The sequence below is a fragment of the Clostridium pacaense genome, from assembly GCF_020709765.2.
GTDB lineage: Bacteria > Bacillota > Clostridia > Lachnospirales > Lachnospiraceae > Enterocloster > Enterocloster hominis.
Map to the genome: position 1 here is coordinate 221,012 of NZ_JAJFEB020000005.1, position 24,633 is coordinate 245,644.

Genomic DNA, 24,633 nt, shown 5'->3' on the forward strand with positions numbered 1-24,633 from the left:
TCCTCTGATGTATACCCTGTATTAAATGAAAATTTCAACCTGCCTCACCTGTCCAATCTGTTGCACCCCCGGCCAGTCTTCTTATCCAGCTATTATAGTATAAATCAGGATATAACTCAACGCATATATAATCAGGTCCAATACAATCCAATATGGATACTGTCCTTACCTGCAATCTCCATATTAGCATCCCCGGCATCCAAAAGGCAGCAAGGATGTCATCCCCTGCTGCCCTGCATAAAACCATATCTTATCTTATAAACGGATCAAAACATCCCCCTCTTTCATCTTATCTGCATCCTCCGCACTCCCTACAGCCATAGACTGCAGATAAAGGTTGCACACAGGCCGCCCAGGGACATCACCACATTACTGATGGACAAGGTCTTAAGCCCTGTCTTCATATCAAATCCCATACAGTTGGTATATACCCAGAAATAACTGTCATTTACATGGCAGCAGGCCCTTGCGCCTGCACCGGATGCCAGGAAAATAAGGATTGGATTAAGGCCCAGGCTGGCCGCAATGGGGGCACACAAGGTAGCTGCTGTTGTCACGGCCACGGTACCAGAACCCTGGACTATCTTTAACAGACCAGAAATCACGAAAGGTATGAGGATAAACGGAAGCCCTGTATTCACTACCATAGTGGCAAGGCTGTCACCTGCGCCGGATACCTTTAGCACCTGTCCCAATGCACCGCCTGCGGCAGTAATGAATACAATTGGGCCGGCATCCTTTAACGTTTTGTCCATGATTTCCAGCACCTTTTTACCGCCCAGCCTCTTTCCAAGGGTTGCGATTGCAAGAACCGCACCGATTGCCAAGGCAATATTGGAATCCCCAATAAAAGATGTGACCGTAAGAAGCAGCGAGCCTTCCGGGCACAGCATGTCACATGTTGTCTTTCCAAGGATCAGAAGAATCGGCACAACCAATGGAAGAAGGCTTGCCATGGTTCCCGGAAGGTCTGTTTCATCCTCAATATCCAGACCCTCCTCCTTTTTCCAGATTCCTGGAAAGAATAAAAATCAGAAGGCTTGTTGCGGAAATATATCTCTGCAAAAATCCACCCAAACAAGGTCATGAAAACCGCTGCAAATGCTCCGTACAGGATTGCCTGCCCGATATCAATCCCAAGAAGCCCTGCCGCTGCCAGAGGGCCTGGTGTTGGCGGGACATAAACATGGGTTGCCAGCAGGCCTGCGGAAAGACTGACTGCCAGGATTGCCAGAGGTATCCTGGTCTTTTTGTGGATTGCCTTTACAAGCGGCGTCAGGATGACAAAGGCTGCATCTGAAAATACGGGTATGGATACGATATAACCCGTGATTGCCATGGCCAGTCCGGCACGTTTCTGCCCTACCAGCCTGACCGCGTCCAGCGCCATACGGTTGGTTCCCTTTGCCGCATCCAGATAATTGCCCAGCATGATTCCGAAAATAATGATGATGCCGATACTCTTAACGGTTCCGGAAAATCCGCCTGTGATGGCCCCGATTGTATCAGCTCCTGTCATTCCGGACAGCAGTCCCATGACAAGCGCGGTTGCAAGCAGTGAAATAAATGCATTGGCCTTTACCTTAAGACACAGGAACAAGAGCACGGCCATACCTATTATAAATACAATTTCCATTGGCATAATTGAATCCCCCTATTTTATCTATTTGTGTTCATCCTTCTTTTTCATCCTTCTTAAACCTTGCCCGCATCAAGGGCTTGATTCCCCCTGCCTCCAGGATGTTAAGTGCATGTTCCCCCAGCTGCTCGCAGACGTAAACCTTACCTGTTTCTTCCACTGTAACCACGCCTTTTCTTATATCCAGCTTCAACGTCTGCCCGTCATGGACCTCCTTGCCTATGCCCTTACATATAATCAGGGGCAGCCCTAAGTTGATGGAATTGCGGAAGAAAATCCGTGCAAATGAATCTGCCAGCACAGCAGACGCCCCCATGTTAAGCAGGGCAATGGGCGCATGTTCCCTGCTGGAGCCGCATCCGAAATTAGTACCGGCAACCACGATGCCTCCCTTGGGGAATGAAGAAGCAATGGATTCATCCACCCCGCCCAGGCAATGGCTGCCAATCTCCCCAGGGTCCGTAATTGCCAGGAACCTGCCCGGATAAATCTGGTCCGTGTCAATGTTATTGCCCAAAACAATGATTCTTCCTGTTATCTCTGTATTCATCTATATTGCCTCCTATAAGTAATCCCGCGGATCCGTAATGCAGCCATTGATGATACTGGCTGCCACCGTGGCCGGGCTTGCCAGATATATGGATGCCTGGTTGGATCCCATCCGCCCCGGGAAATTCCGGTTGGTACTGCTGATACAGGTTTCACCCGGCGCAATGATTCCCTCATGGGCGCCCAGGCATGCGCCGCAGCCAGGCGTGGTTATGGTTGCCCCTGCATTCATTAAATCCTGTATGTATCCTTTTTCCATACAGGAAAGCATGACCTCAGAAGATGCCGGAACCACCACCAGCCTGCTGTATGGGGGTATGTGCCTCCCCTTCACGATCCTGGCCGCAACCGCGATATCCTCCTCCCGTCCTCCTGTGCAGCTTCCTATGTATCCCTGGTTCAGCTTTATCTCCCCTTCTGCAATCACATGGGACAGTGTATCCACATTATCGACGCTGTGCGGACATGCCAGCTGAGGTTCCAAACCGGATACATCGAACACATGACGTTCGCTGTACTCAAAACCAGGATCCGTAACCTGTACCTCAAAAGGACGTACCGCACGCTTTGACACATAATCAAGGACATCCTGGTTCGGCTGCATATATGCGGTCTTTGCGCCCATCTCCACGGCCATGTTACAGATGACCATCCTGCCTGCAACATTCAGGCTGTCCACATAGCTTCCTGTAAAGTCAATGGCCTTATAAACAGCGCCGTCTGCCTTAATCCTGCCCAGGACATTAAGGATGACGTCCTTTGGAAATACTCCCTTGGGCGCCTGGCCTTCCAGACGTACCTCGATTATCTCCGGAACCCGGAACCACAGTTCCCCCGTCATCAGGATCGTGGCCATATCCGTTGCGCCGCAGCCCGTGCCCATGGCGCCAAATGCACCGTGGGTCGTGGTATGGCTGTCCGTGGCCACAATGATCATCCCCGGATAAATAACCCCTGCCTCAGGCATGACCTGATGGCAGACCCCACAGTTGGTATCAAAATGATACTTCAACTGGTTCTTCCTGGCAAACTCCCTCATCTCCCCGTGGTTGGCCGCACTTTTGATGTCCGGCGCTGGTGCATAATGGTCAAAGACAAATGCTGCCCGGGTATTGTCCCAGACCTTCTCCCCACCCATTTCGTAAAAGGAATAAATGGTCTGCAGATATAAATCATTGATTTCAGCAAAATCAATCTTTGCAGTGATGATCTCACCGGTCTTTACATGGGTACGGCCGCTGTTCTTTGCAAGAATTTTTTCAATTGCATGCATTATTTTCTCCTCCTTTGCCCTTTTTTGAAATCGTATATCGTATACGATATTCAATCTACGTGTTAAACATTAGCATAATTAAATAAATAATGCAATATATTTTTTAGTTTTGTTTATATTTTTGTGCATATTTTACAATTCATACTACACTCAGTTATGGCATTTGACAATAAAAATGGGGGTATGGTATGATGATAAAGATAAAACATTCGAGGTGAAATTAATGGAATCTCTGGAAATGATGCCTGCAAGGGTCCGGATTACATCTATATTAAAAAAAGCGCTCCTTGCAGGAGAATATAAAAGCGGCCAGGAGCTGAGCCTGACCGAGATAGCTGAAAAACTTGGAGTCAGCAGGACTCCTGTACGTGAAGCATTTCAGACCCTTGCTGCAGAGGGCCTGATTGAACTCCGTATGAATAAAGGGGCAATCGTAAAACAGATTGACCAGAAATTCATCACGGACCATTATGAGATGAGGATCCTGCTGGAATCAGAAGCAGCCGTAAGGGCCGCCAGAAATGGAATGGATGTATCGGAACTGCTTGCCAGACTTTATCACCTGACGGACAACCTATCCACCTTGGACCGACCATACTACACGGAACTGAATCAGCAAATACATACTTCCATCTGGACAGCCGCGGATAACCAGAAACTATATAATTTCCTGATGAGCCTATGGAACGGCCCCAGCACCGGCAGTGCCAACTCAGAACTGGACCACTATGTCCAGTCCACAGAGGAACATATACAGATACTTCAGTCCATACGTTCCAAGGACACGGTAAAAGCACGTCAGATGATGGAACAGCATATTACCAGGAGCATGAACAACATCCTGAAAAGCTACCGCGCCGCCCAGTAACCCATGAACCTAAAGCAGTGCATTCAGCTTCTCCTCGTCCAGTCCATACATCTCCCGTCCCTTAACCTTAAAGTATCCGTCCCTCTGCATCAGCTTCAGTTCCTGGTTCAGGGATGAGCGGCTCACATGGAGCATATTGGCCAGGATCAGCTGGGAACCGGGCATAAGGACGCTTTCCACGGGAGACAGGTTGTGGAGTCCCACAATCCAGTAAGCAATCCGCTCCCGGATGGTCTGATAGTTAAGGCAGTTAAGGTACAGCTGGTCCTTCAGCCCCCGCTGGCAGACATAGAGAAGCAGCGCATACATCAGTCCCTGGTCCTTTTCCAGCATTTCCTCCAGTACATGGACCGGAATCCAGAGAACTGTTGATTTTTTCTCAGCAATCAATGTGTATGCGTAATTCTTCCTGCCGGTAAAATAAAGGAATTCCGGAAAAAGATCCTTGGCCTCAAAGTAAGAATGGCACTGTTCCACACCATTGATCGTATTGTTCACAGCCTTCAGGATGCCGCTCTCCACAATCCCGAAACAGCTGATTTTTGTTCCCTGGGGGTGTATGCACTGGGACGCTTCATAGGTCCTGCGCACAAAATACGTGCGGTACTCCTCATTTCTTTTGCAGAGGTCTGCAAAGGGGACCCTGCATGCATTCTCTGAGATTGTAAAAAAATCGCGCATATTCCTTCCTCCATGAACTACCGAAAGAGGGGCTGTTTCAAACAGCTCCTCTTCTGGTAATGTCTTGTTTTCTTCCTATCCCTGCTTATATAAGGTTCAGGCCTACTCCAATGGGCGGTCCAGGATATCACACAGATCGTCATAATCCATCTCGCCATTAAACCTCAGTACTTCCTTTCCATTCCGGAATATGGCTACGACCGGGATACCGCCCACATTGTAGGTGTCCACCAGATCCTGGTTTGCATCCACATCCACATAGCGGATTTCATATGCCCCGTCATATTCTTCCTTCAGGGCTTCCTCCAGCACAGGGTGCAGGGCCTTACAGTGGACGCAGCGCTCTGCGCCGAACAGTACCAGCACCGGTTTATCCTCCACTGCCAATACCTCATCCTTCCAGCTGGCCGCATCGACAGGATGGAATACATCCGTATCCACCTCGAAGACCTTTTCCCTTTGTGACAGGTCTTCCTCGTCATCCGTTGCCACACAGAGGGCCACATCTTGATAATACGGCAAAGTCCCCTCAACGTCAATCACCTTTTTTGCCCCGAACGCGCCTGCGCCCGGAACACGGTAGGTCACATTGTCAATCCGCTCAATGGGAACCTCCACTGGTTCCGGCTCCTGAGGCACATAGCTGTAGGGATAACGGTAGGCCCTGTAAATCATATTGTTCTTCGGACCCTTTTCATTGTGCGTATAATATGGTGAAATCCACTCCCATACAATCTCATGGTCCGGCGTCACCTCGATGAGCCTGCCGTCCGAGCCTTCTGTTACCAGGGTATTGCCATTGGGCAGACGCTGTGCGCTGCTGACATAAGGGCTGTAGAATTTGCTGGCATCCGTGGGAATCGCATGCCCCAGTTCCTTGGGAGTCAGCTTCCACACCACCTCCAGTGTAACAGGGTTGAATTCCAGCACACGGCTGTAATCCCTCAGTGCATTTTTGGTGCCGATTGGAGATGACGGGTTGGGTGTCCCGTAGCCGCCCCAGCCGCCATTGTCAAAGACCATCAGGTTTCCTTCGCCCGGCAGGCCCTTGGGAATCATATGGAAATGATGCTGTCCGATAATCCATCCCAGCTTCTTAAGCTCCGGGGAAGCGTTAAAATCAGGTCCGATGCGCCATACAATCTTTCCTGTCTCCTTATCCAGGATTGCCAGGATATTGGCTTCGCGGCAGTCAAAGATGATGTTGTCAGGCTTAAAACGCATATCTCCCTGGTCATACCATTTATTAGGCCCAAGATAGCTCATGCAGTTCACATGCAGGTAATCGCCCACGCCGCCGTCCGATGCGCGCAGGTTGGGGTCGCGGAACAGCACGTTCTTAGCCGCCTCGTCAAATCCCAGTTCGTCAAAATGCTCACTGATGGACCATTTCCAAAGGATATTCCCCTCCCAGTCCACTTCAATCATGGCATCATCCAGCAGTTTCTTATCCGTTATCTTAGGATTGTGGATGGTCTGGTGCACCAGGATCAGGGTGTTGCCCGAAAGCGGTTTTGCATCCATACCGGGTACGTAATACCCCACCGGGTTTCCCTCCCTCTGGTAATCATGGTGCTGGCGCGCCATCCATCTGTGGTCCCTGCCCGGGTCGTCGATATTCTCAAAATGGTCAAATTCCCATACAATATTACCGTCGTAGTCAATTTCAATCAGGTTGACGCCGTCCTGCATGCCATAATCAGGATGGCGGTATCCGGAAAGGCCCATCACATATCCGCCCGGAAGAAGCTTTGGCGGCATGGCGTGCATGTTCCAGCGCCTGACCTCGTTGCCGTTCATATCAAACAATAATACGCCGTCATTGATTAACGGAACAATCGTATAACCGCTCCAGCATTTTTCAGGGTTGTAAACAGTGACTCCGTGTGGAAAAACAAGTGGCTGTCCCATATTTCATATCCTCCATTGAATTATTATTATTTGTTAAAAAGCCTGTTTGATTTCAACCAGCTTTCCGTTATCGTAAAATGCCCCCGCAACCGTCCGATTAAGCTTCAGGCTGTTGTAGAGCAGGTTCTGTCTTGTGATATCCTGCCTGTATACCTTCCACTGTCCGCTTAACTCCTGCTCCAGACTGGCGGTCTTCTCAATATCCTCATTGCTGTACGGGTTGTAGAATAAAAATGCGGTCCTGCCCGAATCCGGACCAAGGATTCCCTGGATCTGTTCCAATTCCTTTACATAGCGCTCCGATGCAACCGCCGCAACCGCGCCGTCCGCCGCCGAGGTGACTACCTGGCGCAGGAATGTCTGGGTGCAATCGCCCGCCGCATAGAGTCCCGGCACATTGGTCTCCATTTTCTCATTGACCTTAATGTAACCGGACCTGTCACAGTCCACCATGTCCTTCACCAGTTCCGTCTGCGGCACCATGCCCACGAACAGGAACAGCCCGTCGGCCCTCACCTCTGTTTCCAGGCCCGTGTCAACGTTCTTTAATACCAGTGATTCCACATGGCCGTTCCCCTTGATTTCCTGTACCGTGGAGCTCCACACAAAATCTATCTTGGGGTTCTTATACGCATGCTCCGCGGCAACCTCGTTACAGTCCAGATGCCCTTCCTCATGAAGCACTACAATGGTCACCTTGGATGCAAACCCGGTCAGGTAATCCGATTCCTCAATGGCCTGGTCCCCCGCTCCCAGGACATAGATTTCCTTTCCTTTGAAAAACTCCGCATCGCAGGTCGCGCAGTAAGCGACCCCATGCCCGGTAAATTCCTTCTCACCCTTGATATCCAGTTCCCTGGGCCTGGTGCCCAGATCCAAAATAACGCTGCGCGCCATAAAATTCCCGCGGCGCTTTGTCTCCACAATGAATGTACCGTCCTCCTTCCGGACCCCTGTGACGGTGGTACGCTTAAGCTCTACCGTGGGATGGCTGGCCGCATGTTCCCTGAACAGTTCCATCAGATGCTGCCCGCTGTCCGCTTTCGTTCCCGGATAATTCCTGATTTCATACGTATCATTAATCCTTCCGCCGTAGCTGCCCTTTTCCAAAAGCAGCGTCCTGCGCTCGGAACGTCCGGCATAAATGGCTGCTGACAGCCCCGCCGGTCCGCCGCCAACGATAATAAGATCATAAACTGAGTCCATAACCAACTCTCCTTTCTATCATAAAACACGGTTCCTGACCATATCGGCTCCCGTATCAGCTTCCCCTCACCGCAGAAATTCCCTGGGCCTTTTGGTGTCCGAACTTGCCTGCCCTCTCCCCCACGGCTACCCAGATAACACAGATTCCTGTAAGGAACAGGCAGTAAAATGCAGCACTGAAGATCTGGAATGGGGACACGGTCGGGAGATAGCTGTGCTTTTGCACCATTTCATTGATAATTGTCACACTGCCCATGACAAATGCACTGTTAATAGGAATGATGGAACTGAAATTCGTTGCATTGGCTGTCAGGAGGATGCTCCTGCGCTCCGGGGATATGCCGCTTTCCTGTCCAATCCTGTCCGCCATGCTGCCGAACATCAGGATGGACGGCAGCACACAGCCTGCCAGAAGTATATTGGTAATGATGATTCCCGCTGTAAGTATGGTTTCGGCGCCACGTGTGGTTCCCATGATTTTCCTGCTTAAAAGCCAGGAACAGCACCGCTCCATCATGCCTCCATCCACGGCAACCGCAATCAGCCCATACAGCAGGATAGTGGAAACCACCACATCCAGCATTCCGCTGATGCCTTCAAAAATAACCCCTTTCAGTCCCGAGGTACCATAGTCAATGGCCACGATATCCGATGGGGCAAGAACCCCTGTCAGAAGCCCCACAGCGAATCCTGACACAATGGCAAATGACAATCCCATGAACAGGTTCCCGGTCCGGAAACAGACGAGCAGCAGGACTGCCAGCGGGACCAGCATCCAAAGCCCCTGTGGTGAGGACATGGCTGATATCTGTGAAATATCCCCCATGGTGCCTCCGCGTCCCCCGAATATCAGATAAACCACCATGGCTAACCCGCCTGCCGCCAGGATATAGGGAGTCCTCATCCTCAATGTCTGAAGCAGGTCTGCAGGCCGTCCCGTCACTCCGTCATGCTGTATCATGACGGTCGTGTTGATGACCTGTGAGCTTGGGGAGATTGCATCCCCAAAGAAAATACCGCTGATCAAAGCCCCTGCCAGCATGGCAGGATTGGCTCCCAGCAGGATTCCCGGCGGATAAAAAATAGGTATCACTGCAAACATGGCCGCAATGGGTGCGCCGGCCCCCATGGAAATCATGGCCGAGGCCAGGAAGCTGAATACCACAAATCCGCTTCTTGAAATCCCAAGCTTGAGGCTGAGCCAGATAAATCCGTCCCCAATCCCTCCTGTATTCATCAGCTTGGAAAAAATGCCGATGACCATGAATACAAATATCAGCCTGGAATTACCATACTGGGCCAGACCATGGACCACGCTGTCCCAATACCGGTCCTTCTCCCTGCAGAGGAAAAATCCTGCAAAGAGGGAAACCGCCGCCGCAAAAGACAGCCCCTTCATGGAATAATAGTGAAGTCCAACTGAAAATGTCCCGCCGATAAGTATATATCCCACCAGCGGCAGCATGGCAAACGCCTGTTTACCATAAAATGTAAGTTTGGTTTCCTCTGTCTTCATATCCTTCGCCCCAATCCGTCCCTTAAGATAGTTAAAATTATAACAGGCTTTTTCCCATGGATATGTTGGAGCTCCAACACTTATGAAAATTTTATAATTTCTTACCATCTTTTTTATATAAGAAGGACATTAATACAGGTATCCGGCGGCATCGGTTCGTCAAACCAATGTCAATACTTCTATTATATGTTTTATTATCCAGTTCTAATTGTGCATAATTAACCACTGTTTTTCATAAGAAAAGGACTCCCCACATCCGGCCGGATGCCTGGGAGCCCTTCCTATATCACGTTCGCTTGTCTTTATATCATTTGATTGTCTATTTTTCAACGTTCCAGGCAGAACATCTTCTTGCCATCCGTCCCGCACTGCACCACATGGAAATTAAACAGATTCCCCTCTGTCCAGAACTCCATTGCATCCAGGATCCGCATGACAGTGGAACGGTTCACCACGTTATCCCTTTCCATTGCAAACGGGGCAAATTCCCGGTTAATGAAATCCGTAATTTCTGTGATGGTTAAGGGATGGTCCTTTGTGGCATGGTTTTCAAGTATATTCATTACTAATAATGGAAACATGGTCTGATGCACAATAATCTTCCTCTCTTTCTGCATCAAAAAGGGCCTGCTGTGAGGCCCCATATTTCCATTCTGTATTAATGGGCGCCCTGGCAGTCCTGGTTCTCTGTTACGCCAATACGTCCGCTGCCGTAGTGATACTGATAACTACTGACACCGGACTGCCCATAACTCAATTCCCTGTTGATGTTCCTGACTGCCATGATCCACTCATTTCCTTTCCACGATTCTTTATACACTTTGCCGGGGCGTATATAAAAATCCATTCCCTGTGCACGTTTAGCAACGCACGGTAAACCCCTACATTTCACAGTTACAGTATATACATAGTCCTTTTTCCATGTCAAGTACGCAAATGGAAGGATTCGAACCTTCGGGCCGGTTACCCGGCCAACTCCTTAGCGGGGAGCCGCATTCAGCCACTCTGCCACATTTGCCCGGACGGTGCATTTGAAAAAAAGGATACCCGATTCCCAAATACACGCATGCGCCGGGTTGGATTTGAACCAACAATGTTTACCACCAGGGTCACGGTTTTACAGACCGCTTGCTTCAGCCGTTTGCATACCGGCGCGTGTTATCGGTTACTTACGTTTCCGATGAATGTACTATAACACGGTAACCTGTGCAGATATGCATTATTTTGCTGTTTTATGCAGATTTTCATATCCCGGCCTTCACATTCAGCCTCTCAAACCCAAGATACCTGGTTCCCTGGAAGCTCAGCTTCCCTGTGTCCCCCTCTGAAAGCATCCCGTATTCCCTGCCTGTCACGGACAGTTCCATCCTGTCTCCGCTCTCCACCTGGAATGTCACATAATAACTGGTGGACGAGGTGGAGTGGAATCCATGTGCGCCGGTCATGTCCCCGGCATTGGCATGCCTATGATGGCTCACATTGGTACGCTTTGCAGTTACCGATGCGGGCACGGTCAGCCTTGGCGACTGGTTATTCTTATTCCACTGTCCAATCCCCTTTACTGCCACTACCACAAACATCCCAATTACAATTACAAACATCAGGGAAAAAATTACCTCAAAACCGCCTCCCCAGAAAAACGAATCCATAAACAAATGTACATCCCTCCTGTTCCGGTTTATTTCCAGAATTTTATATTTACATAGTAGCACATCGGCATGGGGGTCTGTTTTACATTTTGTTTAATATAATCTGACTATTTTATATATGCATGCCATGGCCCGTGACCATGGAAACAATCTCCTTTACACTCTTTCCACTGTATATCTTCCCATCTACCATGATATTAGGGGCTGTCCTGCACTGTTTCAGGCATGCCCTTGTTTTCATATATATCCTCCCATCCTGGGAGATACCGTCACCGCCTATCTTAAGCCGCTGCCTCAACTCCTGCAGCAGCTTAAGGTTATCCCTGGATGCACAGTTTTGGCCTGTGCAGACAATGATTTCATGGACATATGGTGATTTCTTCAGGCTGGGATACCGTTTCATTATGATTTCTATAAGGGATTCCTTTACCCCGGCCGTCTGTGCCGCCTCCTCCAGAACAGAGGGTCCAATCCATCCGCATACGTCCTGAAGTTCCCTCAGCATGCTTACAATGACCTCCTGCGAACCGCGTTCCGGAAGTTCTTTGTAATAATCCAGTATTTCCCTTACTTCTGTATCTGTCTTTTCATTATCACCTGACTGCATGTATACTCCTTCTCCATAATAATGTGTACCATGATATAATGCGTACCATAACACCGGAATTTCCCACCATATCCTTTTATTTCTCATCTATATCTTCTGATGTTCCGGATTGTTCTATTCATTGTATCATGAAGACAGGGGTTCGTGCATTCCAAAAAGCGTCTTTCCCCCCTTTATCTGGAAACTTTCAACGTCTCATATATCCTGGTGTCATCCCAGTCCGGGTTTGCTTTAATCATGTCATAAATTTTTTCAATAAGGTAAACTTCCTCTTCCAGCATATCCGCACACGCCTCTGCCGTAACGCCCTTTGCCGCCTTCTTCCTTACCTGTTTGATTAGCTTCACGGACTCACCGGCTGCCTCGCCTTCTGCCCTGGCTTCCTGTTGCAGATATATCCTCTCTTCCCACTCCTGCATATACTTCACTCCAATCTCTTCACTGGCTTTTAGCTGACTGACCCGTCCGTGCAGTTCTTTGATACGCTGGCTGGTGCTATGGGATGCCGACTGGTCTGTAGTATGCTCCATATAATGGAGCAACTCTATCAGTTCCGTGCCCACTCCCTCCCCATTCGTCCCATGGGTATTTAAAAATATCCTGCTTGCCCCATCCTCTAAAAGCAATCCTTCCTGCTCCTGACAGGTCATCCTGAAGGTATACTTATACCTCCCATATCCCCATAAATCAAAGGGCATGATGGATATCAGATACGAGGGCTGCATCTCATTAAAATCAATCTCCCCCGGCATTAGAAGGGAGCCGTCAATCAGCGCCTGGTAAAACCTGCTTCTCTTAACCAGGTTCCCCGTATTGATTTTCTGCACTTCGGTTGAATAGACGCGCCGTTCCTCATCCGTCGTATACACATCCAGTCGGATGGAGCGCAGCCAGGGCGCTGTCCTCAATTCCTTCTCCACCTGTGGCTGTCCTTTTAATTCCAGCTCTTTTCCCAGGATAATTGAAAGTATTAACTGAAGGTTCCTTTTGTCCTCCATGGTTTCCGCAAATAAAAAGCGGTCCAACAGGGTCAGTTCTTTAAGCCGCTTGACGGTCTGCCTGTTTTTCACAGCTATATCCATATGTATCTCCTTTTATTATAATCAATCTTTCCATCTGTTGCAAGAAAATACAGCTTTACACATCCATGAAACCACCACCTGACCATTGAACCATATTCTTTTATCACACATTGGGAATCACAGGGAGAATATCCCTTAAAGATTGTCATTAGCAGAACGCCATTGAGAACCATATCTATAAAATATCACTGAACCACCGTTACGTCAAGACTTGTAAAATAGTCCTGAAACTTATTTGAACCGCATAGCCAACTCACCAATCCAATTCCGCCGCATAAGATATGACAAAGCGTATTATGAAAGGTTACTGTATGTATTACGACGACTACTATCCTTCCGTGCCGGAAGACCTCTATCCTTACCCTGCAGCAGGTTCTGAATTACAGCCTGATGACCTGCAGATGGATGAATCCATGCCTGATGACCTGCAGGCGGATGAATTGCTGCCTGATGATTTGCAATCTGATATGGACTATTCAGAAGACTGGGTTAATTCACAGGAGTATGACCCAATCATCCCATATACAGACAGCCCGGAGGAGGACCAGGTTTTTGGCGCCCCTATGTCCGGACGCACTGCCCAGCCCATGCAGGCACAGCCTATGATGGCCCAACCCATGCAGACCCAGCCCATGATGGCACAGCCTGCAATGCCTATGCCGGACAGACCGGTTGCTCCTTTACCAGACCGGCCGGTTCCTCCTATTCCGGACAGACCGAATCCTCCGGTAAGACCTGACAGGCCCAACCCTCCGGCAAGGCCCGACAGGCCCAACCCTCCGGTAAGACCTGACAGGCCTAACCCTCCGGTAAGGCCCGACAGGCCCACACCACCGGTAAGACCCGACAGACCCACACCACCTAGGCCCATTCCTCCAAGACCTGTTCCCCCAAGGCCCATCCCCCCAAGGCCCATTCCTCCAAGGCCTGTTCCCCCAAGACCTGTTCCTCCAAGGCCTATTCCTCCTGTGGTGAACCCTGACTGGTCATGGAACTGGGGTGTGATCCTCCCAGGCACGGTTTTCCCGGTTTCCATTGCACGGGTGCGGTTTTACAATGCAGCGGTCCGAGGCCCAATCCAGATTTACGTGAATAACAGGCTGGTTGTATCTAACTTAAACTTCCTGGATTTCACCCGGTTCTATAATGTGGCACCAGGCCGCTACCGCATAACCATCTACAGGGGTAACAACATGCGTACGCCAATCGTGGATACCTGGATGTCTTTCCAGCGCAACACATCCACAACCGTTACCCTGGCCGGTTCAGGCTCTAACTTCTGGCTCCAGACAACGGTACAGTAATAGGCGCATCTGCCCTAAAAGGGACACCGGGCTAAGCCTGGTGTCCCTTGCAGTTTTAACTTCCATTCCCGTCATATAACCCCCTTCTGTTTCCTATACTCCGACACCGACACATGATACCGCCGTTTAAACAGGCAGGAGAAATAATTGGCATTGACATAGCCCACCCGTTCCCCAATCTCATATGTCTTAAGGCTGGTGTGCTCCACCAGTTCCCTGGCAGCTTCCATCCGGATTTCTGACAGGAAGTCGGAAAATGTAACCTGCTTTATCTTCTTAAACAGGATGGACAGGTAGACCGGGCTTACGTGGAGTTCTTCCGCCACATCATTCAGGGACAGCTCACTGTCCGGATAATTATTCCTTATATACGTTTCCGCCTTGTGGGCCAGGACTGTTTTGGAGTCTGCCTGTGTCTCGTTAACCCCTGCGCAGATATCCCGGATCAGGTCCGCCACAATCCCGAATATCCGGGACAGGTCTGAACTGGCGCATATCCTGTCACAGTATTCATAGTAATCATGGCTTCCTTCCAGGCGGCTCCAGTTCCCTGTTTCCTGCAGCAGATGGGCGATTAGGCCGATGCACCACATGCGGAGGTTCCCAAGGGTGATTCCCTCCTTCAGGACCCTGGCCCTGCACTGCTCTAAAAGCCCCAGGGCCTGCTCACGGCTGCCCAGCAGGACTTTCTGGATAAGCAGCTTATTTCCCTCGCCCAGCTCTGCCCTTTTCCCGGATTCCCAGGTCACGGCTTCATGAAATACGGAGTAACCCTCCCGCTCTGATAAATGTCTGTATTTTAAGGCTGTGAACGCTTCCTGTATGGAGTCCTCCAGCCGTTCCAGGCCAGAATACCGGTTTCCGATTCCCAGCGCCGTCTCCACGTCCAGCACCTCCAGTATGGTCCCACGGATTTTCCCTGCAAATCCTGTCCCTTGTTCCTCCAGGCCGCATCCCCCGTCCTGGCTGGACAGGATGATATACACATGGTCTGCATTTCCCTGAAAGACTTCTACCGCACAGCCATCCACGGACTGGCTCAGCTCCTGGACACAGTTATAGACCGCATATTTAAGAAGCTCCCCCCACAGATCCCTGGTCCTGTCATAATAGTCCACAATCAGCAGGTCCAGGGCAATCAGGTTCTCCTTGTATATCTTCAGCCCTAATTCCTGTATGGCTTCTTCTATCCTGGCCTTGCCATAATAACCCGCCATCAGGTCATTGATGAACTGGCGGCTTAAAAGCGGTATGCTTTTATTCTTCCGGTGGGTATCCCTCATACGGCTTTCAAACTGCTTCTTTGTGTTCAGGACCGATTCCAAAAGTTCCTCCCTGGCCAACGGCTTCAGGAGATAATCGCATGCCTTATGCTTAATTGCCTCCTTTGCATACTCAAAATCCTCATATGCAGTCAGAAGGATGACCTGGATATCCGGATAAAGAATGCGGGCCTCCTTCATAAGCTCAATCCCGGACATCTGAGGCATCTTAATATCAGTCAGCAGCAGATGGGGAGCAAGCTCCTTTAGCATGGAAAGGGCTTCCTGTCCGTCACATGCAACCCCCACGATTTCCATTCCATAGCTTTCCCAGTCAATTGTTTTTTTAAGTCCCCTGCGGATGATGGCGTCATCATCCGCAATCAATACACGGTACATAAAACCTCCTTTTTCAACAGCCGGAATCTGTTCCAGGGATTTCAGGTCACAGGGATATACACCTTTATGACCGTTCCCCGCCCCTGTACGCTCTCAATCTCCAGCCCGGCTTCCCCGTCATAATAAAGCATAAGCCTGGAATACACATTCCTCAGCCCAAAGCTTACCTGGCTGTATCCCTCTTCCTGATTCATGCTTTTTCGGACCTGCTCCAGCCGTTCACTGGCCATTCCAGCTCCTGTATCCCTTACCTCAAACAGGATACGCCCGCCCTCACGCTTCCCGGTAATGGTAATCATACCTTTTCCGGCCTGATTCTGTATGCCGTGGTGCAGCGCGTTCTCCACAAGGGGCTGCAGCGTCAGCTTCAGGATACGGCAGTCCCGTATATCCGGGGCTATCTCTATTTCATATTCAAATTTATCCCCATATTTCATGTGCTGAATCACAAGATAATTTTTTACATGGTTGATTTCCGTGTCTATGGTTATGACATCTTCCCCCCGGCTTAATCCGGTCCTGAAAAAATTGGACAGGGCCAGGACCATGGCGCTGGCCTCCTTTGATTCATCCAGTTCACAGAGCTGCTGTACGGAATACAGCGTATTATACAGAAAATGCGGGTTAATCTGTTCCTGCATCAGGGAGAGTTCTGCCTCCCGCTTTTTCTCCTGCTCCTCTTTTACCTGTTCAATCAGCTGCCTTACCCTGGACAGCAGTTCATTGATTTTGTCGCTGAGGATCTGTATCTCCCTGGCGCCGCCTGAGGAGACATTGGCGATTGAAGTGACGTCCTCAACGGATACGGTGTCGGTCAGCCGTTTGATGGGCAGCACGATCAGGCGGCTCAGCACCACACAGGCCAGCACGCTGCACACAATCACTGCAATCATGGTAAAATGAATGGAGTTCTGCATCGTGCGCACATCGTGGAACATTTCATTGGTTGGCAGTAATGCGGCCACAAGCCAGCCATTTGTCTTCAGATGCCTTGTATATACCATCATTTCCTGCCCGGAGACGCTCTTAACCTTGATTCCGGCGGATACATCCGCCATCTGCTGGAGACGGCGCAGGGACTGTGCCGACAGCGTATAAGACTCATCCACATCCTTATAGCGTATAAGGCTGCCGTCATGGATTAGTGCCACATATCCATTTTCACTGATATCCGGTATGGTCAGCATATCCCGGAACATGGATTCCCGGATATTAAACACAATCCCGCCCCGTCCGGGCTGCCCCGGCTTGCCGTACAGCCTGTACAGGGAGAACACCCGGTTGTTCTTACGGTTGTTTTCCGCATCCGTCACCTGGAAAATGGTATCGTCGTGAAGAAAGCTCCAGTTATAGATGGACTGGTTGCGTCCATACCATGCGTCGTAGTTAAAATCAATCTTTACCGGTATATCCTCACACCGGTACATCCGGAACCGGCTGTCATTAAAATCAATGATTACGGAATCCAGGAAGGAACCGGATGACACAAACTGGTCGTCAATGCTTTTCCTCAGGTTGATATAATACTGTCCCTTGGCCCTGTCCACATTTTCCTGTGACATCACAAGGGCAAGGGACAGCATGTCACTGCTGTTCTCAATGTACTGGAACCGCTCCATCAGATCCGCCATACGGCTGTCAAGCACGCTGGTTGACTGGGTCAGCGAATTAAGCATGTTGGCCCTTGAGCTTTCCGTCACCTGGTTATATGACATGCGCTGGAACGTAGTGCCCATAATAAGGATTGTCACCACCATCACGGGCACGAACACAATCACTAAAAGCCACATAACCGGTATATGCTTCATTGCCGTTTTCCGGCCGGTGTCAAATCCTTTCATCTCATTCCTGCTCCCAATCCTCAATTAAAAACAGATTACAGTGTCCTTCATCCGTATCAGCCGCATACAGGATCTTACGGCCGTCCCAGCTGAACGTCGGGTGGCAGTGGGAGTGCTGGTACAGCCATGTGGTATTATGGTTTGCCAGCACCCGGAGGGTTGGTTTCCCATCCGTCCCCATACGAATCAATACGATATCATCCGTTCCATCCCCCACGAACTCATCCTTTACCGGATTGGCCATATAATGGTTACAGTAAAAAGGCATGGGGACCGTCCTTTGTACCTGCCCGGTTTTATCCGCAATACCGAAATAGGGCTGCCTGCCTCCTGAGGAAGGCGGCGTGAATACCTGGGTCCTGTCCGAGGAAATGGTGCCGTCATGGCCGGCTCCCCGGTTGTCGAACACAATCATCCCATCCCCTGTCCAGAACTCATGTCCCACGCAGTCGTCCTCCCCCTGCCGGAAACAGGGCCACACATCCCCATTGTCCATGTTGATAAGCCATATCCTCTGGTTCACGCAGTTCCACGGCCCTTCATGGCAGAACATGGCAATGGAAGGATTGTCCGGGGAAAACTGGAAATGCGACAGCCAGTTGGTATCCCTCCACACATCATGGAAACCCGTGCCATCCATGTTGACCACGGAAATCCGGCTGTCCTTGATTGCATACATTTTATCCTTAAATCCCGAATAATTAGGGCCGCCGTCCTGCCTGGCCCCCACATCCTCATTGCGTATGAACCCAATCCGCTTCCTGTCGCTGCTGACCGAGAAATTCTGTACCAGCATGTCATGGTCCTCATATACCACCTTCACGGTCTTTTCCCGCGTATCCATCACCTTTAAACGGTATCCGGACCAGTACACAAGATACCGGCTGTCCCTTGTCTTGGTGGCCGTGCTCAGCCAGACCCCCTCCGGCTCATCCGTTACCTGGGTCATCACGCCTGTATCCAGCTCCATATGGAACAGGTTATAAATACCCCTGCCATTACAGCGGTCCGAGAAAAAGTATATGGAGTTACTATCCCCATCAAAGGAATTATCTGTAAAATACATATGGAAATTCACATGTCTGTCCGTCAGCTGTTTTATGCGCAGCCCGCTTTTTGGGTCCGTATACTCTTTTATTTCTGACGGAAACCTGTCTCCTGTCATGGCTGTCCCCTTTCTATACCATTTATATCACATTTTTTCCCTTACATCCAGAAGTTCCGGTATCTGCAGGTCCATGGATGCAAATGCATCCCGTATCCGCGCCGCCTTGCTGCACCCAAGGATCAGGAAGGTCTCAAATTCCCTGGTCAGCACATACTGTATGACCAGGGATGATACATCAATCCCTGTCCGCAGGCTGGCTTCCCTAATTCTCCTGGCCCTTGCCATATTTTCCTCTGTCAGATATTTTTTCCTTGTGTCTTCATTCAGTGCATCCTCCCCCTGTTCCAGATACAAGCTGAAAAAGCCCTGGGCCTGGGCGGAATAGGCGTACAGAGGAATGTCTGCCGTCCTGTACCATTCATAGGATACAGGATTCATGCAGATAACGGATTCATCCCCCCATGCCTCAGGTGTGCAGACGCCCAATCCAAACTGTATCTGGCTCATGGAGAACCCCTGTTTCCCCGCTGCCCCAGCATAGGCATTGGCTGCCTGGATCCGCTCCGTGATCCAGTTGGATGCGCCCACATAGCGGACCAGCCCCTGGCGGACCAATGCATCACAGGTATCCACAATCTCCTCTACCGGGCGCTCCCTCTCATCCCTGTGAAGCCAGAACACATCCACGTATCCTGTTCCCAGGGCATCCAGGCTTTTATGGAGTTCTTCCTCCAGATGGGAACAGGACAGACAGCCCCGGTCCCTGTTATATCCTCTTGGCATCAGTCCGCCTTTGGTTCCGATAAAAAGCGTTTCCCTCTTCCCGTGTTCCTTCAGCCACATGCCGATGGCCTGCTCGCTTGTACCGTCCCGGCCATCCAGCCAGCTGGCATAGCTCCTGGCCGTGTCAATCTGGTTCCCGCCCAGGGACGTATATACCTGGAGCAGCTTAGCTGACTCTGTCCTGCTTATCCTGCTGCCAAAATACATGGTCCCCAGCGCTATGGTGCTGACGGGGGAACCATCCGCACAGCAGAACCTGGAACTGTATCTCCGGTCATTGCCCGCCTGTCCGCGGATTCCTTTATCGCTTCGCATGCCTGCACTCCTCCCAAAGCCCGGCCATGTAATGCAATGGATTATGGCCCAGATAATCCCTGCAGGGCATGTTAAACCCGGTCTGCGGTTTCCTTTGTACCTGTTCCGGCCGTCCTCCAAGGGAATCATAGAATTCCCAGATGCAGCCGGTCTGGGAATAAATCCGGGAAGTCCCGTCAAGGGCGGCTTCCAGCAGGCGCCCTGCCTCCTCATATCTGCCATACCTCATACAGCCCCTGGCAGCCCACATGGTCATGGAATTCCAGGCAGGGCCTCTCCACATCCGTTTCTCATACAGGGAATCCTGCAGGGAGACGGTAGGGACAGGGTGCCGTGACAGGAATTCCTGTTCATTCATCATATGGCGCTCAATGATATATCCGGCCTGTTCAGGATCCGCGGCCCCCACAATCACCGGCCAGAAGCCTTCCAGGCACAGGTGCCTGTATTTGGGACAGTCCACGGACCAACTGTCATAAAAGAAACCTGTTTCCCTGTCATACAGGACATTCCTTATATACTGTCCCAGGCCATCCCTTTTTTCCTCAAGGGTCCTGTCCCTGATACCGTACAGTTCCTGCTGCCATGCCAGAAGGCGGTCATACATGAGATATACGTGGGAACAGGCATCCACACAGGACTTTTCCCCTTCCAGGACCTCCATGAACCGGATTCCCTCATCCACGCCGCTTTCCCAGAGATGGTTTTTAATATCCGTATAATAAAAGCCTCCGTCCATTGCCCTGCGGCTGTGTTCAAACCAGGACACCTGGCGTTCAAGGGCATCCGCACAGGTTTTCAGCCATGCCTTATCCCTGTTTCTCCCATATATCAGATCTGCCGCAGATACCCATACCGGGGGATGGGTCTGGTCCGGCGCCCAGTCCGCAGGGGCGTCCTCCCTCATCCATATGATACTTGGAATCATGCCGTCCTCCTGCTGAAGGCTTATCAGGTTGTCAATCTGATACCTGGCCTGGGCCGGATCATCCTCAAGAAGGTCCAGGGCGATGTGCACTGCATCCCAATGTCCAAATGCCGGGCCGTAGCAGTAGCCAGGGCCGATATCCTCCCATGGATAAGGCAGCACGCCCTGGGGCTGGAACTGGCTTTTTCCGTGAAGCATTTTCACATAGTCAAGCACTGGCCCCCATTCACTTTTACCGTAATTCATGACTTTCCTCCTCTTATCTTACATGGACAGGAAGGGATACGGATTCCTGTCATCCGTATCCCTTCCTGCCGCCTGTTATTTCTTAATCAGCTGCGTATATTCTGCCTCCGCACCTGTCATGGCATCTGCCCATTCTGTCAGGAACTCCTCCGAGGATTTCTGTCCTGCCAGCACTGCCTGGAATCCCGGCGCTGCAATGGAATCCTGGATGGACTGGTAATCCGGCAGATACAGAGGATACGGGAAAGCAATCGTATTGTCATCAGACTGCATCTTCATTGCCTCATTGATGTGCTGTGTGTTTACGACCCAGTCTTCATTGGTCAGGTCCGTGTGGGTAGGCACCTGGCCAATATTCTGGTTCCAGTAACTCTGTGGCTCCGCGGAGCACAGGAAGCTGATGAACCTCCACGCCTCATCCTTGACCTGGGACTGCTTGAACATGACATAGCCATTGACCGGATAGCCGCCGGAAATCACACGTTTCCCCGTGGCTGATACAGGCGGTGCGAATGCAAAGAATTTACCTTCTCCCAGGGTCTTGCTGTGCTCGCCGAAGGAACCCAGGTTATGCTGTATCATTGCCGCGCTTCCAGTGTCAAAGGCAGCTACCATTTCCTTATATCCGTTGGAAATATCGCTCTCCGGTGTGTACTTGTTATAGATATCCTTAAGCCGGTCCAGGGCCTCCACGTTCTTCGGGTCATTGAGCGTGGATTTCCCATCCTCCGTAAATGGCTGCGTGATGCCGGAATATGCGTACAGGTATTCCTGAAGCTGCATGGGGCCGCCTGCCCCGCCGCGGATGCTGAACCCGTAGGTGCCCGCATCGCTGTCCGTAAACAGTTCAACCAGATCATAGAAGTCATCCCAAGTCCCGGGCGCCTCCACCCCTTTCTCCTCAAACCAGTCCTTCCTTCCCCAGAACATCGGGTTAAAGGTGGATGTGTTAGGTATACAGTACAGTTTGTCATCCACGGACAAGGTGCGCAGGGATTGGACGATGGACTGGTTAATCTTGTCATGTTCCTCCCATGAATCAAAGTACGCATCAAGCGGCTCCAGGGCGTCATTTAAGATGAATCCCGCCTGCCACTGGGGCGGCATGCCGCACACGTCCGGGGCAGCGTTTCCGGTTACCGCAACCTCAATCTTGTTCTTCGCATCACTGTTGGGAAGGCCCACATACTCAATCTTGATATCCGGGTTCTGCTCCTCAAACCGTTTAATCAGCTCCTCATAATACGGCGTCCGGTTGGGACCTGCATTCTCATCCCAGAAAACAACGGTCTTAACCTCCCCGGAAGCAGCCTTTCCATTATCCGCTTTTCCGGTATCCCCCTTTCCATCCGCGCTTTCAAGAGCCTCCGTGGCCTGTCCGGCCGGGGCAGCCGGCGCATCCTCCTTGGAACCGCATCCGTACAGCATGGAACCTGCCATACACACCCCCAGTGTTACTGCTAATAATTTCTTCCTCATAATGAACCTCCTTATCCTTTTACAGCTCCGGCCGTCAAACCTCCGACCAGATACTTCTGCACATATATGAACATCAGAATCGCCGGGGCCAGCGCAATCATGCTTCCTGCTGCCAGCGCCCCATAGTTAATATCAAATTGTCCCTGCATGAACGAAAGACCTACCGGTATGGTGAATTTCTTTGTATTATTCACAAACATCAGTGCAAACAGGAATTCATTCCAACAGGATATAAAGGAAAATGACGCGCACGCCACCACTCCCGGCGTCAGCACGGGCAGCACCACCTTGACCAGGGCCTGGAACCTGGAGCATCCGTCCACATAGGCGGCTTCCTCCAGATGATATGGTATCTTCTCCACGAACCCCTTCATCATGATGGATGAAAATGGAATCTGGAATGTGGTGTAAACCAGGATCAGGGACCAGTGGTTGTTAATCAGGTGCAGCTTTGAGAATGTAATGAACAGCGGTATGATCAACATGGCACTGGGTATGAACTGGGTACATAAAAGCACCAGCATGAACGGCTGTTTCCCTTTAAACTTAAATCTGGACAGGGCATATCCCACCAGCAGCGCGCTGGCCACCGTCATGAGGCAGGCCACGGCAGATACCAGGAGGCTGTTAAGGAAATACTGGGAAAAGCCCACATCCCTCCAGGCCGTAACATAGTTCATGGCAGTCGCCGGGTCAGGCAGGTAGCGCACAGGCCGCTTGATGATGTCCCCCTCCACCTTCAGGGACGTGACCAATGTCCAGTAAAAGGGGAAACAGATGAAACCCACAAACGCGGTCAGCGGCACCAGACGGTATATGATTAAATCCTTCCATTTCCTGGCTTTCATGCCTTCTCCTCCTCTCCGAATCCTGTCAGCTTAATATAGGCTGCTGCGAACACCGCCAGGATGACAAATGAAATCACTGCAATGGCGGATCCGTATCCAAAGTTACTGTCCCTGATGGCTGTCTGGGTTATATACATGGTCAGGGTCATGGTACGGTTCACCGGCCCGCCTCCCGTCAGGTTGTAGATCACATCCACATTGTTGAACTCCCACACAGCCCTTAAAAGGGTGGACAATACAATGGTTTCCTTAAGATGCGGCAAGGTAATGTAGAGGAATTTGCTCCATCTGGTCCCTCCGTCAACCGAGCACGCTTCATACTCCTCATCCGGTATGCTCTGAAGGCCCGCCAGAAGCATGATGGCAAAAAACGGGATACCGCGCCACAGTTCCGCAACCGTCAAGGCTGCAAAGGATGTGCCGTAACCGGAAATCCATGCAATCCCCTTCTTAATGATACCCATTTTCATGAGAAGGTCATTGACCACGCCCATATTCTCATTGTACATTAACGACCACATCATGGATGTCAGCACGCCTGACACGGCCCACGGCGCGAACACAATGGCCCTTAAGATGCCACGGCCCCTAAACCTCTGGTTCAGGACCAGGGCAATCATAAGCCCGAATACCAGCTGAAGCCCCACCTGGACAACCACCCATTTAACAGAGACAAGGAGGCTGGCCCTGAAGGTCTTATCCTCTGTCAGGATTTTTATGATATTGCCAGGCCCCACAAATCCTCTCAGATAAGGCTTGTTGGTGGCATAGTTCTGAAGGCTGTAATAAAACACGTTCAGGATCGGGTATGCCATGAACAGCAGCAAAAACACGATTGCCGGCGTCAAAAAACAATATGGCAGGTACCTGCTTCCAATCTTCTTACTCATATCCTCATTCCCCTCTTCTGTTCCAGGTCATATCTGAACTGTAACATTATAGTACCGGATAAAAGGAAAATTTGATATGAAATAATTTATACAAAAATCTATAATATTTTTATGTGTGTGTTCCGCTATTGCTGCCGGGACTTCCGATTGTTTATCTGAATCCGGTATGCTAGAATATAATCAGATGAAACAGAAAGGGGTGGGAAGATGAGGATTGCAGCTTCCAGGTAACAGTGCAGGGTTCCTGTC

General features: G+C 50.5%; 24 protein-coding genes and 2 tRNA genes. 2 read left to right on the forward strand and 24 right to left on the reverse strand.

From position 1 onward, the window contains the following. Positions 1-311: 311 nt before the first annotated feature. From LK536_RS40925 to LK536_RS40940, 4 genes are read right to left on the reverse strand one after another with little or no spacing between them, the layout of a single operon-like run. The gene (locus LK536_RS40925) at positions 312-932 is read right to left on the reverse strand and encodes a GntP family permease (protein WP_329602231.1); all 621 of its coding nucleotides are present in this window, start codon (positions 930-932) and stop codon (positions 312-314) included. Then, positions 917-1,642 carry a GntP family permease gene (locus LK536_RS40930; protein ID WP_268886861.1) on the reverse strand — a complete coding sequence of 242 codons (726 nt, stop codon included), beginning with the start codon at positions 1,640-1,642 and terminating at the stop codon, positions 917-919. Before LK536_RS40930 ends, LK536_RS40925 begins: the two co-directional genes overlap by 16 nt. Before the next feature lie 31 nt (positions 1,643-1,673). Further along, on the reverse strand, positions 1,674-2,189 hold the full coding sequence (locus LK536_RS40935) for a LeuD/DmdB family oxidoreductase small subunit (RefSeq protein ID WP_025486906.1): 516 nt from the start codon (positions 2,187-2,189) through the stop codon (positions 1,674-1,676). A 12-nt stretch (positions 2,190-2,201) separates the two neighbouring features. After that, positions 2,202-3,461 carry a 3-isopropylmalate dehydratase large subunit gene (locus tag LK536_RS40940; RefSeq protein ID WP_227795938.1) on the reverse strand — a complete coding sequence of 420 codons (1,260 nt, stop codon included), beginning with the start codon at positions 3,459-3,461 and terminating at the stop codon, positions 2,202-2,204. A gap of 223 nt (positions 3,462-3,684) precedes the next feature. On the opposite strand from LK536_RS40940, the gene LK536_RS40945 reads away from it, so the two are divergent. Next, positions 3,685-4,329 (forward strand): GntR family transcriptional regulator, encoded by a 645-nt coding sequence (locus tag LK536_RS40945; RefSeq protein ID WP_034578211.1) that lies wholly within the window; start codon positions 3,685-3,687, stop codon positions 4,327-4,329. A gap of 9 nt (positions 4,330-4,338) precedes the next feature. Here the strand turns inward: LK536_RS40945 and LK536_RS40950 are convergent, their stop codons facing one another. The 12 genes from LK536_RS40950 to LK536_RS41005 form a co-directional block, all read right to left on the reverse strand. Further along, complete coding sequence (locus LK536_RS40950; RefSeq protein WP_227795937.1) at positions 4,339-5,010, reverse strand: Crp/Fnr family transcriptional regulator; 672 nt, start codon at positions 5,008-5,010, stop codon at positions 4,339-4,341. 102 nt (positions 5,011-5,112) lie between these two features. Further along, complete coding sequence (locus LK536_RS40955; protein WP_008717008.1) at positions 5,113-6,921, reverse strand: aryl-sulfate sulfotransferase; 1,809 nt, start codon at positions 6,919-6,921, stop codon at positions 5,113-5,115. A gap of 33 nt (positions 6,922-6,954) precedes the next feature. Next, positions 6,955-8,127: an NAD(P)/FAD-dependent oxidoreductase gene (locus LK536_RS40960; RefSeq protein ID WP_025486902.1), complete on the reverse strand. Its 1,173-nt coding sequence runs from the start codon at positions 8,125-8,127 to the stop codon at positions 6,955-6,957. A gap of 55 nt (positions 8,128-8,182) precedes the next feature. Beyond that, positions 8,183-9,643: a Na+/H+ antiporter NhaC family protein gene (locus LK536_RS40965; protein WP_227795936.1), complete on the reverse strand. Its 1,461-nt coding sequence runs from the start codon at positions 9,641-9,643 to the stop codon at positions 8,183-8,185. A gap of 326 nt (positions 9,644-9,969) precedes the next feature. Further along, positions 9,970-10,206 carry a hypothetical protein gene (locus tag LK536_RS40970; RefSeq protein WP_506092130.1) on the reverse strand — a complete coding sequence of 79 codons (237 nt, stop codon included), beginning with the start codon at positions 10,204-10,206 and terminating at the stop codon, positions 9,970-9,972. Positions 10,207-10,301: 95 nt separating this feature from the next. Further along, entirely contained in the window at positions 10,302-10,463 is a 162-nt protein-coding gene (locus LK536_RS40975; protein WP_506092131.1) for a hypothetical protein, read from the reverse strand. Between the two features lie 111 nt (positions 10,464-10,574). Continuing rightward, a tRNA-Ser gene (locus tag LK536_RS40980) sits at positions 10,575-10,661 on the reverse strand. A gap of 49 nt (positions 10,662-10,710) precedes the next feature. Further along, positions 10,711-10,798: transfer RNA gene (locus tag LK536_RS40985), tRNA-Tyr, on the reverse strand. Positions 10,799-10,887: 89 nt separating this feature from the next. Next, entirely contained in the window at positions 10,888-11,292 is a 405-nt protein-coding gene (locus LK536_RS40990; RefSeq protein ID WP_331472178.1) for a DUF2500 domain-containing protein, read from the reverse strand. A gap of 112 nt (positions 11,293-11,404) precedes the next feature. Beyond that, positions 11,405-11,899 carry an NADH-quinone oxidoreductase subunit NuoE family protein gene (locus LK536_RS40995; RefSeq protein WP_227795934.1) on the reverse strand — a complete coding sequence of 165 codons (495 nt, stop codon included), beginning with the start codon at positions 11,897-11,899 and terminating at the stop codon, positions 11,405-11,407. Between the two features lie 173 nt (positions 11,900-12,072). Then, positions 12,073-12,981, reverse strand: a complete 909-nt coding sequence (locus LK536_RS41000) for an Rpn family recombination-promoting nuclease/putative transposase (protein ID WP_040379555.1) — start codon at positions 12,979-12,981, stop codon at positions 12,073-12,075. A gap of 472 nt (positions 12,982-13,453) precedes the next feature. Then, the gene (locus LK536_RS41005; protein ID WP_506092132.1) at positions 13,454-14,017 is read right to left on the reverse strand and encodes a hypothetical protein; all 564 of its coding nucleotides are present in this window, start codon (positions 14,015-14,017) and stop codon (positions 13,454-13,456) included. A gap of 7 nt (positions 14,018-14,024) precedes the next feature. On the opposite strand from LK536_RS41005, the gene LK536_RS41010 reads away from it, so the two are divergent. Then, positions 14,025-14,285 carry a DUF4397 domain-containing protein gene (locus tag LK536_RS41010; RefSeq protein ID WP_506092133.1) on the forward strand — a complete coding sequence of 87 codons (261 nt, stop codon included), beginning with the start codon at positions 14,025-14,027 and terminating at the stop codon, positions 14,283-14,285. Positions 14,286-14,356: 71 nt separating this feature from the next. On the opposite strand, the gene LK536_RS41015 is transcribed toward LK536_RS41010, so the two are convergent. From LK536_RS41015 to LK536_RS41050, 8 genes are all read right to left on the reverse strand, one after another. After that, entirely contained in the window at positions 14,357-15,946 is a 1,590-nt protein-coding gene (locus LK536_RS41015; protein WP_008717028.1) for a response regulator transcription factor, read from the reverse strand. A gap of 41 nt (positions 15,947-15,987) precedes the next feature. Then, complete coding sequence (locus LK536_RS41020) at positions 15,988-17,787, reverse strand: sensor histidine kinase (protein ID WP_025486892.1); 1,800 nt, start codon at positions 17,785-17,787, stop codon at positions 15,988-15,990. Between the two features lies 1 nt (position 17,788). Further along, positions 17,789-18,952 (reverse strand): oligogalacturonate lyase family protein, encoded by a 1,164-nt coding sequence (locus LK536_RS41025; protein ID WP_227795932.1) that lies wholly within the window; start codon positions 18,950-18,952, stop codon positions 17,789-17,791. Between the two features lie 27 nt (positions 18,953-18,979). Then, positions 18,980-19,993, reverse strand: a complete 1,014-nt coding sequence (locus tag LK536_RS41030) for an aldo/keto reductase (RefSeq protein ID WP_227795931.1) — start codon at positions 19,991-19,993, stop codon at positions 18,980-18,982. Beyond that, the gene (locus LK536_RS41035; RefSeq protein WP_227795930.1) at positions 19,980-21,167 is read right to left on the reverse strand and encodes an MGH1-like glycoside hydrolase domain-containing protein; all 1,188 of its coding nucleotides are present in this window, start codon (positions 21,165-21,167) and stop codon (positions 19,980-19,982) included. Before LK536_RS41035 ends, LK536_RS41030 begins: the two co-directional genes overlap by 14 nt. Positions 21,168-21,242: 75 nt before the next feature. Next, positions 21,243-22,646 carry an ABC transporter substrate-binding protein gene (locus LK536_RS41040; protein ID WP_227795929.1) on the reverse strand — a complete coding sequence of 468 codons (1,404 nt, stop codon included), beginning with the start codon at positions 22,644-22,646 and terminating at the stop codon, positions 21,243-21,245. Positions 22,647-22,657: 11 nt separating this feature from the next. After that, positions 22,658-23,494 (reverse strand): carbohydrate ABC transporter permease, encoded by an 837-nt coding sequence (locus LK536_RS41045; protein WP_227795928.1) that lies wholly within the window; start codon positions 23,492-23,494, stop codon positions 22,658-22,660. Beyond that, the gene (locus LK536_RS41050) at positions 23,491-24,384 is read right to left on the reverse strand and encodes a carbohydrate ABC transporter permease (protein ID WP_008717036.1); all 894 of its coding nucleotides are present in this window, start codon (positions 24,382-24,384) and stop codon (positions 23,491-23,493) included. Before LK536_RS41050 ends, LK536_RS41045 begins: the two co-directional genes overlap by 4 nt. Positions 24,385-24,633 lie beyond the last annotated feature (249 nt).